The sequence below is a fragment of the Yinghuangia soli genome (genome assembly GCF_021502675.1).
Taxonomy (GTDB): Bacteria; Actinomycetota; Actinomycetes; order Streptomycetales; family Streptomycetaceae; genus Yinghuangia; species Yinghuangia soli.
The window spans coordinates 437,514-450,964 of the sequence record NZ_JAKFHA010000002.1; the positions used below are offsets into that span (position 1 = coordinate 437,514).

The following is a 13,451-nucleotide window of genomic DNA, read 5'->3' on the forward strand; positions in this document are numbered from 1 at the left end:
TTCGCCGAGCGTACCCGACCTGCCGATCGGCCAGAAGCGGAATCCGACGTAACGGTTGTGGAGGAAGCGTGTATTGCTGACGCTGAGTCAGCATGGCGGGGCGTTCGGGTGCCGCGTGCGGACACTGCGTCGACATGGCGTGTTCGGGCGTCACCGCTGTGTGACCGGGGTCACGAAGACGTCGCGGACATTGCGGGCACGTACCGATGAGTCCCCCGAACGGGGGGTCCGCTGCGCGGTCCCGATTCCCCTGTGGCCGAGTTTCGCCCACACTGGTGATGTCACTAGAGGTAAACCTCACGGCACATAGTGTGAAGAACTCATCAGGAAGCAGGCGGTTGAACATCACTCGGTGGGGCGCCCGGCTGTCCGGTGACCGGCGGCGATCCGTGCCCGCGGCGCGGATGCAGGACCGCATCGACACCTTCTCGCTGCGGGAGGTGCTGGCGCATGCGCCCGCGCTCATCGCGGTCACCCGGGGGCCGGCGCACGAACTGGCGTACGTGAACGAGGCCTACCGCGAGGTCTTCGGGCCCCGGCGGCTCGGCCTGCCGGCGCGCGACATCCTGCCCGAACTCGCGGACCACGGGCTGCTCGCGCTCATGGACCAGGTGTACCGGACCGGCCGCGGGCGGACCGTGCGGGCCCGGCGTGTGGACCACCACGGCGCCGCGTACCCGGGCATGCCGGAAAGCGAACGGCGGCACGGCTACTACACCTTCGTGTGCACTCCGGTGCGCGCGGACAGTGTGGGCGGCCAGGAGGGCGGCGACGGCAAGCGGCGCAGCTCGGTGCGCGGCGTCCTGGTCTTCGCGGTCGACGTCACCGACCAGGTGCAGGCCACCGACCGGTTGCGGGAGAGCGAGCGGCGGCACCGGCAGGCCGCCGTCACGCTGCAGCGCAGTCTGCTCCCGCAGCGCCTGGAGGACCCCGACGACCTGCGGGTGGCGGCCCGCTACCTGCCCGGCGGCGCGGATGCCGCGGTGGGCGGCGACTGGTACGACGTCATCACGCTGGGCGCCGGGCGCACCGCGCTGGTGATCGGCGACGTGATGGGCCGCGGCGTGCGCGCGGCCGCGGTGATGGGCCAACTCCGCACCGCGGTCCGGGCGTACGCGCGGCTCGACCTGCCGCCGCACGAAGTGCTGCAGCTGCTCGACGGGCTGGCCATGGAGATCGACGCCACCCAGATCGCCACCTGCGTGTACGCCGTGCACGACCCCAGCGAGGGGGTGCTCACCTACTCGACTGCGGGGCATCTGCCGCCGCTGGTCCGCGACCCGGCCGGGCAGGTGCACCGGCTCGACGACGCGCTCGGCCCGCCGCTGGGCACCGGCGGCAGCTGGCCGCACACGTCCGGCAGCGTGCCGCTCGAACCGGGGTCGACGGTCGTCTTCTACACCGACGGCCTGGTCGAGCGGCGCGGCGAGGACATCGACCGCGGCATCGATGACCTGGCCGGCGCCCTCGACGAGGCGGCCGGCACCCCCGACGCGGTGCGCGACCGGCTGGTCGAGCACATGCGCCTGCCGGTCGAGCACGACGACGACGTCGCCCTGCTTGTGCTGCAACTGCCGCGCCACGAAGGGCGGGCCGCGACGCTGTTCCGCACCGCCTCGCTGGATCTGCTGGGCGGCCATGAAGTCGCGGCCCGGGCGCGCGCGTTCACCTCGGGCGTGCTGGCCAGCTGGCAGGTCGGCGAGGAACTGCGCGAGTCCGGCGTGCTGGCGGTCAGCGAGTTCGTCGCCAACGCGCTCACGCACGGCGCCGCACCGATGCGGCTGCGCCTGCGCCGCACCGACCGCCGCCTGATCGTCGAGGTCTCGGACGCTGACGACCACGTGCCGCGCCGGCGGCGGGCGGCCGCCGACGACGAGAACGGGCGCGGGGTGGCGATCGTGGCCACCATCGCCAGCTCGTGGGGGTCGCGGCTGACCGCCACCGGCAAGACGGTGTGGTGCGAGTTCCTGCTCTGAGCACGGCGGCCGGCCGGGGCCGCGGCGGCCTCAGCCGGCGAGCACCGGCCGGGCCGCTGCGTCGCGCGGCCGGACCACCGCGGCCGGCTCGGCCTGCGGTCCGGACGGCAGCCCGGCGTGCGGCTCGACGGGCAGCGACGCGGCCACCACCACGCCGTTCTGCACCGGGCTGAGCTTGCGGCCCATGCGCACGCCGAGCACCGTGATGAGCAGCGAGCAGGCCATCAGCGCGACCAGGTACGGCCCGTACGCGCCGGACCCGACCATGAGCCCGGCGAACGCCGGGCCGGCCGCCATCGCCAGCTGCTTCACCAGCGACTGCGCGGCGTTGTACTGGCCGAGCAGATGCGCAGGCGCCAGGTCGGCGACCATCGGGCCCAGCGTCGGCGCGAGCAGGCTCTCGCCGACCCCGAGCAGCGCGTACGCGCCGATGATGGTGAGCACCGCCATCGCGGCGTTGCCGTGCACCAGCCCGGAGACCGCGGTGACGATCCAGGCGAGCAGCCACACCAGGCCGGTCGCGGCGATCACCATGCTGCGCCGGCGGCGCGCGGTGATCTTCAGGACGGCGAGCTGGCCGACCACGATGACCGCGGTGTTCGCGGCCAGCGCGACGCCCAGCATGCTCGGCGAGATCCGGCTGACCTCGGTGGCGAACGCGGCCAGGCCGGACTCGAACTGCCCGTAGCAGGTGAAGAAGATCAGCGCGCTGACCGCGCACAGCCGGACCATGGCCTTGTTGCGCAGCAGGTGCCGCCACCCGGACTTGGCCCCGGCGCCCGCCGCGGCGTGCTCGGCGGCCGGCACCGCGGCGGTGCCCACCACGAGGCCGAGCACCAGGAACATCACGGTCTCCATGGCGAACAGCACGGTGAAGCTGGCCGGGTGCGCGGGATCGACGATCAGGCCGCCGATCAGCCCGCCGATGCCCAGCCCCAGGTTGTTGAAGGTGAACTGCAGCGCGAAGGCCCGGGCCCGGGTGGCCGGCGTGGTGCAGCGCACGATCATCGTGGCCAGTGCGGGCTGGATGCCCGCCACACCGGCGCCGAGCAGTGCCGCGCCGATCATGACCAGCGGTGCGTTCACCGCGAGGCCGAGCGTCAGCGAACCCGCGGCGGCCACGACGGCGCCGGCCACCGCGACCGGGCGCGGTCCGCGCCGGTCGATGGCCGGGCCGATGAGCGGCAGCGCGGCGAGGGCGGCGACCGCCAGCACGCTGAACATGAGACCGGCCTGGCCGGCCGACATGTCGCGCACCCGCGTCACGTAGACGAAGAGAAAGGGAACGGTGAACCCGCTGCCGAACGCACTGAGGGCGTTGCCGAGCTGGATCCGACGGAGCGCCGAGTTGGTCGCCACCACACACCTCCTGACTGCCATGTGGCGGGACCGGCTGCTCCGGGCCCGCGGGGGTCCGCCTCCGGCCGGGACCGCGCCGCCCCCGGGCGCCCTGCGTGCGGGCGCAACTCAAGAAGCCGCCGCGCCGGCCGGACGGCCGCTGCGACGGTTCTCGGGGGTGGAAGGGGGTCTCAAAGCCTGAAGACTTAGGACCTAAACTCTACTGCTATGAAGAGTTTCTGTCTAATGACTTAAGTGCGTGCAGGTATGCTGACCGCATGGAGTCGGATCAGCACGGACCGGCGGCCGCCTCCGGGCCTGCCGCGGCCGCCCCGGACGGGCCGGGCCCGGACGACCGGTCGTCCGGGCAGGCGTCCGTACAGCCTCCCGAGGCGGTGCTCGCGGACTCCGACCTGGAGGCCCACCTCGCGATGTTCCAGCGCGAGTTCCCCGAGGTGGACCCGCAGGTCGAGATCATCGTGGCGGCGCTCTTCCGGCTGCACCGCCGGATGTCGGTGGCGTACGGCCGCCAGCTCACGGCGCTCGGCATCACCAACGCCGAATGGGAGGTGCTGCGCGCCCTCGTCCTGGTCGGCGCCCCGTACCGGCTCAGCCCCGGCGAACTGGCCCGCAGCCTCGGCCTCACCCCGGCCGCCATGACGCACCGGGTCGACCGCATGGTCACCGACGAGCTCGTCACCCGCACCCGCGACGAGAACAACCGGGTCCGGGTGATCATCGAGCTGACCGATGCGGGCCGCGACATGTGGGTCCGCGTGGTGCGCGAGGCCGCCGGCTTCGAGGCGGCCCTGCTGCAGGACCTCGGCTCGGCGCAGCGCGACGCCCTCGCGGACGGCCTGCGCATGATGCTCGCCCGCATCGAGGAGACCCAGCCGGACGGCACCGGCCGCTCCGAAGGCTGACCCCGCCGGGCCGCCTGCGGGCGATCGCGGTGGAGGGCGCGGGAAGTTGGTGGGTCGAGCCGACCGGCGGGTGACCTGGCGGCCACGCGGCGGCCGACTCGGCCACGGTACGTACAGCGTTCCCCGCCGACCCGACACCGATGCCGGATGGCCCCCTCGGTTCACCCGAAGGTGTGGTGCGGGCCTTCTACAGCGACTTCGCGGGCGGCTCCGGAGCCTCGCCCGCGTGCCGGCGCTCTGCCTGACGCAGCGTCACGCGCAGCCAGGCCCACAGCGCCAGGAACGCCAGCGCCAGCACGAACGCCGCCATCCCCCCGAACACCCACCAGAACGTCGATGCGGGCGGCAGCGCCTCGGGCGGCGACTCCGGCCACGCCGCCGCCACATCGCCGGGATCCGCGGCCAACTCCCGGATCGCGGTGCCGGACCGCGAGAAGCGCACCCCCGCCGGCCACTCCTGGTGCGACACCAGGCCGGCCAGCCCGGTGGACAGCCAGGTCGCCGCCGTCGCCCCCACCAGCAGCACCAGGACGCCGATCAGCACGCCGTCGGGTATGCCGCCCTGTGCGGACCGCGGACCCTGCTGCGCCATCGCCGCCTCCCGGTCCGGTCGTGCGTCAGGCGGCCGGATCGCCCGCCAAGGCCGCCTCCGCCCGCACCCGTTCGTCCATCGCATCCTCGGTCATCGCCCGGTCGGTGTACACCATCGGCCGCTCGGTGTCGGTGATCAGGTGCTTGACCACCTGCACGTTGCCGTTCACGTCCCACACCGCGATGCCCGGCGTGAGGGTCGGGATGATCTCCACCGCCCAGCGCGGCAGCCCCAGCACCTTGCCGGTGGCCCGCGCCTCGTCGGCCTTCTGCATGTAGACGGTCCGGGTCGAGGCCATCTTCAGGATCGCCGCCGCCTCCTTGGCGGCCGCCCCGTCCACCACGTCCGACAAGTGGTGCACCACCGCCACGAACGACAGGCCCAGGCGCCGCCCGAACTTCAGCAGCCGCTGGAACAGCTGCGCCACGAACGGGCTGTTGATGATGTGCCAGGCCTCTTCGACCAGGAAGATCCGCTTGACCCGGTCCGGGCGGATCCAGGTGTGCTCCAGCCACACCCCGACGATCGCCATGAGGATCGGCATCGCGATGGAGTTCCGGTCGATGTGCGACAGGTCGAAGATGATCAGCGGGGCGTCCAGGTCGATGCCCGTCGTGGTCGGCCCCTCGAACATGTTCTTCAGGTCGCCGTCCACCAGCCGGTCCAGCACCAGCGCGACGTCCAGGCCCCAGATCCGCACATCGGCGAGGTCCAGGCTGAGCAGGTCCGCGGACTCCTTGGTCGGATTGCGCAGCGCGTCCACGACGTCCGGGAGTATCGGCTGGCGGCCGCGCACCGTGCGCATCACATGGACGTGCGCGGCCTTGAGCGCATACCCGGCCCGCTCCTCAAGCTGGCGGCCCATCGCCACCTCGATGATGGTGCGCAGCAGCGCCAGCTGGCCGGTCGAGGTGATCGCCGGGTCGAGCGGGTTGAGCCGCACCGCCTCGCCGGTCAGATCGCTCGGGTCCAGCCGGACCGGCTTGATGCCGAGCGCCTGCGCGATGTGGTTCCACTCGCCGACGCCGTCCTCGCCCTGCGCGTCCAGGACCACCACTTGGCGGTCCCGGAAGCGCAACTGGCGCAGCACATACGTCTTCTCCAGCGCGGACTTGCCGTTGCCCGACTCGCCCAGCACCAGCCAGTGCGGCGCAGGGAGCTGCTGCCCGTACAGCTGGAACGGGTCGTACACGTAGCCCTTGCCGGAGTAGACCTCGCGGCCGATGATCACCCCGGAGTCGCCGAGGCCGGGCGCCGCGGTCGGCAGGTAGACCGCCTGGGCCTGCCCGGTGGAGGTGCGCACCGGCAGCCGCTGGGTCTCCGGCTTGCCGAAGAGGAAACTGGAAAAACCGTCGGTGAGCAGGGACATGATGCCGGTCACGACGTCACCTCCTGATGCCGGTGGCGAACGGCAGGGTGTTCACGAACGCGCGGTGCTGCTCGCGGTCGCACCACTCCAGCTTGAGGAAGCACTTGCCGGCCGAGGCCCGGATCGTCCGCTTGTCCCGGGCCAGTTGCTCCGGGTCGCGGGACGAGACGGTGATGTAGCCGACCAGGTTCACGCCGGCCGCGCCGCCCGCCAGGTCCTCGCCGCGCTGGTCCACCCGGCCGGTGTGGGCCAGGTCGCGCGGGTCGACCACGCGGTTCATCTTCGCGGCGCGCGCCGCATCCGCGTCGTCGTTGGTCTTCTCGGTGAGCATGCGCTCGATGGCGATGTCGGTCGGTTCCAGGTCCATGGTGACCGCGACGGTGCGGATCACGTCCGGGGTGTGCACCAGCAGCGGCGCCAGGAAGTTCACCCCGACCGGGGTCAGCGGCCACTCCTTGACCCACGCGGTGGCATGGCACCACGGCCGCGCGGTCTCCGACTCGCGGGTCTTGGCCGCCACGTAGTTCGGGTGCGTGGCGTCCAGCTCGGCCGGCCACGCGTAGCGGGCCTGCATGCCGTCGAACTGGTCGATCTGGTGCTCCGGGTCGTACATGGAGTGGATCAGCGAGGCCAGCCGGGCCTCGTTCATCGGCTGCCGCACCCGGATGTCCGCCTCGGCGAGCCGGGCGCACACGTCGGTCAGCTCGCGGGCCATCACCACGCCCAGGCCGTCGTCGCCCTTGCCCATCACCGAGGACTCCGCGGCCAGGTCGCGGTTGTAGTGCATGCACGCGACCAGGTACGCGCGGTGCTGCTCGCTCGACGTCGACACCATCGACTGCAGCTGGTCGTACGAGTCCTTCACCCAGCGCGGCGCCCCCGGGTCGCCGCGCCGCGCGACGTCCTTGGTGTGCGCGTCCGGGTCGGCGGGCATCGTGCGCGCCAGGATCTGCAGCCGGGTCACGAACCCGTCGCCGTTCGCCACGTGCTTCAGCAGCGTGCCGAACCGCTCGACCAGCGCCTCCTGGTCCTCCGAGTCGCGCAGCCCGACGCCGGGGCCCTCGATCTCGATCGCCGCGGTGACGGTGCGCCGCTCCAGGTGCATCAGCACCGCCAGCTCGTCCGGCCCGAACGGCACGCTCAGCCAGCTCAGCCGGCCGATCCCGGGCGGTGAGCCGACCGCGACGCGGCCGCCGTCCAGCCGGGTGCCCGCCTCCATCACCGACGAGCGGTACCGCGCACCGCGCTTCAGGGTGCGCTTGTAACTGCGGTTGATCTCGAACCACTTGTAGAACGTGCGCTGCTTGTACGGCATGTAGACGGCCGAGAACGCGATGAGCGGGAAGCCCACCAGGCCGACGATGCGGACCGGCAGCACCGGCACCAGCAGGCCCCACAGCAGCCCGAGGGCGCCGCCCGCGATGATCAGGAAGATCTCGCCGGGTTCGCGGTTCTTGCCGATGACGGCGGTCGGCTTGGCCTTGCCGATGAGGAACGTCCGTCGGCGGTGGATCGGCTGTGTGGTCATGGGTCAGGCCTCGTTCCGGGTCCTGGCGTGCGGCGTGTTGCCGGGGCTGGCCGGGGAAGGAGCAGGTGCCGCCGCGGGGGACCCCGTCCCCCCGCCGCCGCGTCGGCCGCCGTGGGCCGCGATGCCGGACGACACCGCACCCGCGGCCGCCGGAGCGGCGCCTCCGCCGCCGCCCTGGCCGTCCTGACCGCGCCCCGCGTGCGCGCGGATGCCCTGCTTCATGAACGTCGCAGGCCCGCTCACCAAGGATGCCGCACCGCCGCCGGCCGCCATCGCGCGGCGCCCGCCTTGCATTTGCGCCATATCGTCGCCCAGATTCGGAACGAAGCGGTAGATCAGGACGCTTGCGAAGATCGACAGCAGCATGATCGACAGCCCGCCCAGCACCGCGGTGAACGCGTCCTGCTGCGTATTGCCCGCGGAAATCGCGGTCGCCAGACCCAGCACGATGACCACCACCGGCTTGGCCAGCAGCACCGCGGCCATGATGCCCGCCCAGCGGCGCACGTGGTGCCACATGGCCTTGTCCACCAAGCCCGAGTACACGGCGGTGCCGAGCATCGCCCCGACGTACAACATCGCGGCGCGTACCAGGAGTTCCAGCCACAGCACGGCCGCGGCCGCCATCGACAGCATGGACACGAAGATCAGCATCACCGGGCCGCCGCCCAGCCCCGCGTTGGGGTCGAGCGCCTTCGCGAACCCGCCCAGGAACCGGTCGGTGTCCTGCTGCGTGCCGGACGCGATCGCGGCGGTGACGGCATCGGTCAGCGACACCGCCAGGTAGAGCGTCAGCGGTGTGAACGCCGAAGCCATCACGGCAAGCCAGAGGTAGCCCACCGCTTCGCTGATCGCAGTGCCGAGCGAGGCGCCGCGCATCGCGCGCTTCGCCACCGCCAGCATCCACAGCAGCAGGGTCAGGAACGTGGACGCCGCGAACACCACGGCGTACTGGCGCAGGAAGCCGGCATTGGTGAAGTCCACCTGCGTGGTGCTGTTCACGGTGGCGGCCAGCCGCTCGATGATCCACGTCGCGGCGTCCGCACAGCCCTTGGCGATCGCGCCGAGCGGGTCGGTCACGAAGCCCGCAGTCTGCGCCGGGTTCCCCGGCAGCACCCCGAGGCCCGCCTCGCCGCTCTGGCAGTACGTCTTGGCCGGGCCGGTCAGCATGTCGCAATACGCCTGCGCCGCGCCGCTCGCCCCGCCTGACGGTGCCGGCGACGCCGGGGGGACCACCGGGGCTGCGGGCCCTGCGGGTGCCACGGCCGCGGCGGATGCGGCCGGCGGCGCGGGGACGGCACCCGGCGCGGCAGGCGCGGCCGGAGTCGGGTCGGCGAACGCGGACGACGCGGCCACCACCACGGCCGCCTGCGCCGCCGCGAACACCCCGGCGACGACCGCGGCCATGCCGACCGCACCCACCGGGCGGCCGCGGCGTACCGGGCGGGGCATCGGACCGGGCACCGCACAGCGCTCAACGTGCATAGCGAAGTTCCTCGAAGTCCCGGACGGCCTGGGCAATTTCCGCCGCCCCCGAAGCGGTCTGCAGACCGCTGACCGGGGTCGGCCCCTCCTTCTGGCCGAAGTCGACGAGCTTCCAGTCGCCGTCCGCCCAGGACAGCCGCATCGTCGTGGTGCTCCAGGCCTCGCTGACCGGCTTGGTCGAGCCCGCACCCGCGAGTCCCACCAAGCCCGCCCCCCATACCTCGACGGTCGCCGAATCCGCGGTGTACGACACCGGCTTGGTGCCCACCGGAAGCGCCCGGCACACGAAGACCAGCCCCTTGGGGGCATTGCCCTGGGCATCCAGCCCGAACAACGTGGTCTGCGCGGCGAATGCGGCGTCCGCGCGGGCCAGCAGGCCGGCCTTCGTCGCCGGGTCCGCGATCGCGGCGATCAGCGCCTGCCGCGAGGCGGGCTTGAACATCGCGGAAGACCCGTAGGCGGTGGCATAGTTGGCGGCCGCCGACTGGGCGCCCTCACGGGTGCGCGGATGGCCGACCGCGACGCCAGCCACGGTGCCCGCGTCCCGGCCGCCGGCAACCGCCGGGACGCCCGCGGAGTTCTGCGCACTGCCGGCCGGCTGCGTGCCGCCGGCCTCCTGATCCGTTCCGCCGCGCCGGCTTGCGTACGCCAACGTCAGCATCACGACGAGGATCACCACGACCACGCCCACCCCGGACAGCACCGGATTGCGGCGCCGCGCCGGCAGCGCCCCCTCCTCGGCGCGCACCGGTAACCGCGTGCGCGTACGGGGCAGCTCGTCACTCATCCAGGCCCCCGCCCGGCCGCACGCGGTCCGCCCGCAGGTTCCGGACATACGGCGCAGCAGGGGAGTTGCGCGGGCAGGGGTCAGCCACGTGAGCCACCTCGGGTCGGCGAATCGGGCAGGTCCGAAGGACCAGGGCGGGTCCTAGATCGCCATCCCGTAGATGATCGTGAAGAGCGTGCCGAGCGAGCCGATGATGAACACGCCGGTGAGTCCGGCGACGATCAGGCCCTTCCCCTGTTCGGCACTGAACGTGTCGCGCAAGGCCGTTGCCCCTATCCGCTGCTTGGCCGCGCCCCAAATGGCGATGGCCAGGCAGAGGAGGATCGCGACGGCCATGACGACCTGGACCATCGTGCGTGCCTCGGCTCCCAGCGTCGCGAAGGGCCCCCAGTCCGGGGCAATCCCACCGATGATCGTGTTGATGTCGCCGTTGCCTGCACCTAGATACATGCCGTTCACCGCCCCCGACTCGGGCTTCTCGAGTTACCCCCGCCGGGTGAAGCGGAGGCGTCGTGCCACGGGATTATTCTGTCCTGACGACACCGTTCGGGCCACCACCTCACCGAAGCGGTCCGCTCACTGTGTGTATCACGGGTGATTGCGCAGAGCAATCATGGCGCGCACAATGAGGCCGAGCCCGAAGCGTGCACGGTCCCTGCCCGCTGCCGCACCCCCATCGGGGCCGCCCGGAGTTCCGGCCGGTCCCCGTTGTCCCGAATGGTGTCCCGGATGTTGTCCCGCTCCATGATGCTCCTCTTCGCGCGCCCGGATACCCCGCATGCGTAAGGTCTGGCTCGCGGGCGGCCTGGTCTCCGCGACGCCGTTCGCCCTGCTCGGCCTGGTCGCGCTGGGCATCGGCGCGCTGTCCGGGTTCCCGTCCGCCCCCGGAGGCTCCGGCGCGGTCGCACTCGCCCCCGGTGCGGTGCCCGCGGCGTACCAGCCGGCCATCGAGCGCTGGGGCCGGCTGTGCCCGGACATCTCCCCGGCGCTCCTGGCCGCCCAGCTCTACCAGGAGAGCGGCTTCGACCCGAAGGTGGTCAGCCCCGTCGGAGCCCAGGGCATCGCGCAGTTCATGCCGGGCACCTGGCCGCAGTGGTCGACGGACGGCGACGGCGACGGCCGCCGCGACCCCTTCGATCCGGACGACGCGATCCCGTCCGCGGCCAAGTACGACTGCGCACTGTCCCGCTCGATCGCCTCGGTGCCGGGGGACCGCACCAACAACATGCTGGCCGCGTACAACGCGGGCGCGTACCGCGTGATGCAGTACAAGGGCATCCCGCCGTACACCGAGACGCGCAACTACGTGAAGAACATCCGCTCCCTGGAGCAGAGTTTCGGTGCGGTGAAGACCGCGCTGCCGCCTTCCGTGCTGGCGGTCGGCGCGATCGAGTTCGCACAGTCCAAGCTCGGCACCCCCTATCTGTGGGGCGGCGAGGGCACCGCCGCGCAGGGCGGCCGCTTCGACTGCTCGGGGCTCACCCAGGCGGCGTACGAGAAGGTCGGCATCAAGCTGCCCCGGGTGGCGAACGACCAATGGAACGCCGGGAGGCATCCGGTGCGGGCCGAACTCCTGCCCGGGGACCTGGTGTTCTTTGCGAACGACCTGCGCGATCCGCGCAGCATCCACCACGTCGGGATCTACGTCGGCGGGGGCACGATGATCCACGCGCCCTACACGGGCGAGGTGATCCGCTTCGGCAAGATCGACAAGCCGGACTACATCGGGGCGACGCGCGTGACGCCGGAAGGCGCGGAGGCGCTGCCGGTACGCGGTCCGGGGGCAGTGCCGCCGGCCGGTGCGGGGGCGCCGCAGACGGTCTTCACCGAGGTGTCCGCGTCGTCCTCGGCGGCGCCCGCCACGCCCGGCGCGCCTTCGGCGGCAGCGTCGGCGACACCGGCCACCCCCGCGGCCACCCGCCGCCCGCCGCCGCCCCGCGCGGACCGCACACCGCGCTGACCCGCTGCCGCAGCTCCGCACTACGGGTACGGACATGGGGAAGGCCCCGGACCACAAGGTCCGGGGCCTTCCCCATGCCACCGTTCCGCTCGCCCCGCAGGGCGGCCGGGTCAGCGCGTGATCAGGACGATCAGACGCTGACGCCGTGGGCGCGCAGGTACGCCAGCGGGTTGATGTCCGAGCCGTAGTTCGGGCCGGTGCGGATCTCGAAGTGCAGGTGCGGGCCGGTCGAGTTGCCGGTGGAGCCGACCAGGCCGACCTGGGTGCCGGTGCCGACCTTCTGGCCGACCGAGACCGAGATCTTCGACATGTGGCCGTACTGGCTGTACTTGCCGTCCGCGTGGCGGATGACGACCTCGTTGCCGTAGGCGCCGCCCCAGCCCGCGGAGACCACGGTGCCGGCGGTGACGGCCTTGACCGGGGTGCCGGCCGACGCGCGGAAGTCCTCACCGGTGTGGCCGTTGGACCACATCGAGCCCGAGCGGCCGTAGCTGCCGCTGGGGGCACCCGGGACCGGGCGGGTGTAGCCGGACGCCGACGCGGTCGACGAGCCGGTGTCGGCCTTGGCCGCCGACGAACCCGAGCCCGACTTGGCGGTGCTCTTGGTGTCCTCGGTCAGCTTCGCGCCGGTGCCCTCGGACTTGGCGGTCGAGGAAGGCGCGGTGGACGGCTTGGCCGACGGCTTCGCCGGGGTGTCCTCGGTCAGCTTCGCCGGGGCGGGCTTCTCGGCCGGCGCGGCAGCGGTCTGGCCGGCCGCGAAGACGAGCTTCTGGCCCGGGAAGATCAGGTCCGGGTTGCCGCCGACGACGCCGCGGTTGAGCTCGTACAGCTTCTGCCAGCCGCCGTCGACGCCGTGCGCGCGGGCGATCTTGAACAGGGTGTCGCCGGTGACGACGGTGTACGCGGCCTTGCCGGCGGCCGGCGCGGCCTTCGGAGCGGCCGGGGCCTGCTCGGTCTTGGGCGCCTCGGTCTTCGGGGCGGTCTTCGCCTCGGCCTTGGGGGCGTCCTCGGTGAGCTTGGCGGGGGCCTTGGTCTCGGCCTTGGTCTCCGCCTTGGCCTCGGGCTGGGCGGCCGGCTTGCTGCTCGAGCCGGTGTTCAGCGCCGGGGTGCCGCTGTTCTTGGTCAGGCCGGCCTTCACCGAGCAGACCGGCCAGGCGCCGGGGCCCTGGCCCGCGAGCACCTTCTCGGCGATCGCGATCTGCTGGTCCTTGGTGGCCAGGTCGGCGCGCGGGGCGAACTGCGTGCCGCCGAACTCGCGCCAGGTGGAGTTGGTGAACTGCAGGCCACCGTAGAAGCCGTTGCCGGTGTTGATGGACCAGTTGCCGGTGCTCTCGCACATGGCGACCTTGTCCCAGGTGCTCACCGATGCGGCGGACGCGCTGGTGGCGCCGATGATCGGGGCGGCGATCGCGGCGCCGGTGACACCGGCGGCGACGGCGATGCGCGAGGTGGTGGTCAGACGGGTACGGCGATGACGCCCGGTTCCGGACAGC

The 13,451-nt window shown here is 72.5% G+C and carries 10 protein-coding genes and 1 pseudogene; 3 read left to right on the forward strand and 8 right to left on the reverse strand.

Features of this window, described 5'->3' with window-relative positions; genetic code table 11:
• Nucleotides 1-338 precede the first annotated feature (338 nt).
• Complete coding sequence (locus tag LZ495_RS06205; protein WP_235050944.1) at nt 339-1,976, forward strand: SpoIIE family protein phosphatase; 1,638 nt, start codon at nt 339-341, stop codon at nt 1,974-1,976.
• 30 nt (nt 1,977-2,006) lie between these two features.
• Here the strand turns inward: LZ495_RS06205 and LZ495_RS06210 are convergent, their stop codons facing one another.
• Nucleotides 2,007-3,356, reverse strand: coding sequence for an MFS transporter (locus LZ495_RS06210; protein ID WP_235050945.1), 1,350 nt, complete (start codon nt 3,354-3,356; stop codon nt 2,007-2,009).
• Nucleotides 3,357-3,745: 389 nt separating this feature from the next.
• Here LZ495_RS06210 and LZ495_RS06215 point away from each other — a divergent pair, with 389 nt between their 5' ends.
• Complete coding sequence (locus LZ495_RS06215) at nt 3,746-4,237, forward strand: MarR family winged helix-turn-helix transcriptional regulator (protein WP_235051084.1); 492 nt, start codon at nt 3,746-3,748, stop codon at nt 4,235-4,237.
• Between the two features lie 187 nt (nt 4,238-4,424).
• On the opposite strand, the gene LZ495_RS06220 is transcribed toward LZ495_RS06215, so the two are convergent.
• The 6 genes from LZ495_RS06220 to LZ495_RS06245 form a co-directional block, all read right to left on the reverse strand.
• Nucleotides 4,425-4,829 carry a hypothetical protein gene (locus LZ495_RS06220; RefSeq protein WP_235050946.1) on the reverse strand — a complete coding sequence of 135 codons (405 nt, stop codon included), beginning with the start codon at nt 4,827-4,829 and terminating at the stop codon, nt 4,425-4,427.
• 25 nt (nt 4,830-4,854) lie between these two features.
• Nucleotides 4,855-6,198, reverse strand: a complete 1,344-nt coding sequence (locus LZ495_RS06225) for an ATP-binding protein (RefSeq protein WP_268822445.1) — start codon at nt 6,196-6,198, stop codon at nt 4,855-4,857.
• A 16-nt stretch (nt 6,199-6,214) separates the two neighbouring features.
• A complete protein-coding gene (locus tag LZ495_RS06230; RefSeq protein ID WP_235050948.1) occupies nt 6,215-7,726 on the reverse strand; it encodes an SCO6880 family protein in 1,512 nt (503 codons plus the stop codon).
• A gap of 3 nt (nt 7,727-7,729) precedes the next feature.
• Nucleotides 7,730-9,133 carry a hypothetical protein gene (locus LZ495_RS06235; protein ID WP_372498535.1) on the reverse strand — a complete coding sequence of 468 codons (1,404 nt, stop codon included), beginning with the start codon at nt 9,131-9,133 and terminating at the stop codon, nt 7,730-7,732.
• A 67-nt stretch (nt 9,134-9,200) separates the two neighbouring features.
• Nucleotides 9,201-9,998, reverse strand: coding sequence for a hypothetical protein (locus LZ495_RS06240; RefSeq protein ID WP_235050950.1), 798 nt, complete (start codon nt 9,996-9,998; stop codon nt 9,201-9,203).
• Between the two features lie 141 nt (nt 9,999-10,139).
• Nucleotides 10,140-10,448 carry a DUF8827 family protein gene (locus tag LZ495_RS06245; protein WP_235050951.1) on the reverse strand — a complete coding sequence of 103 codons (309 nt, stop codon included), beginning with the start codon at nt 10,446-10,448 and terminating at the stop codon, nt 10,140-10,142.
• 328 nt (nt 10,449-10,776) lie between these two features.
• Here LZ495_RS06245 and LZ495_RS06250 point away from each other — a divergent pair.
• A pseudogene (locus tag LZ495_RS06250) lies at nt 10,777-11,766 on the forward strand (C40 family peptidase); the annotation flags it as partial.
• 322 nt (nt 11,767-12,088) lie between these two features.
• Here the strand turns inward: LZ495_RS06250 and LZ495_RS06255 are convergent.
• A complete protein-coding gene (locus LZ495_RS06255) occupies nt 12,089-13,450 on the reverse strand; it encodes a transglycosylase family protein (protein ID WP_235051085.1) in 1,362 nt (453 codons plus the stop codon).
• Nucleotide 13,451: the final 1 nt, after the last annotated feature.

Coding starts and splice junctions, on each gene's coding strand:
- LZ495_RS06210 (WP_235050945.1), bottom strand. CDS start 3,356: ATGGCAGTCAGGAGGTGTGTGGTGGCGACCAACTCGGCGCTCCGTCGG.
- LZ495_RS06215 (WP_235051084.1), top strand. CDS start 3,746: ATGTTCCAGCGCGAGTTCCCCGAGGTGGACCCGCAGGTCGAGATCATC.
- LZ495_RS06220 (WP_235050946.1), bottom strand. CDS start 4,829: ATGGCGCAGCAGGGTCCGCGGTCCGCACAGGGCGGCATACCCGACGGC.
- LZ495_RS06225 (WP_268822445.1), bottom strand. CDS start 6,198: ATGTCCCTGCTCACCGACGGTTTTTCCAGTTTCCTCTTCGGCAAGCCG.
- LZ495_RS06230 (WP_235050948.1), bottom strand. CDS start 7,726: ATGACCACACAGCCGATCCACCGCCGACGGACGTTCCTCATCGGCAAG.
- LZ495_RS06235 (WP_372498535.1), bottom strand. CDS start 9,133: ATGGCCGCGGTCGTCGCCGGGGTGTTCGCGGCGGCGCAGGCGGCCGTG.
- LZ495_RS06240 (WP_235050950.1), bottom strand. CDS start 9,998: ATGAGTGACGAGCTGCCCCGTACGCGCACGCGGTTACCGGTGCGCGCC.
- LZ495_RS06245 (WP_235050951.1), bottom strand. CDS start 10,448: ATGTATCTAGGTGCAGGCAACGGCGACATCAACACGATCATCGGTGGG.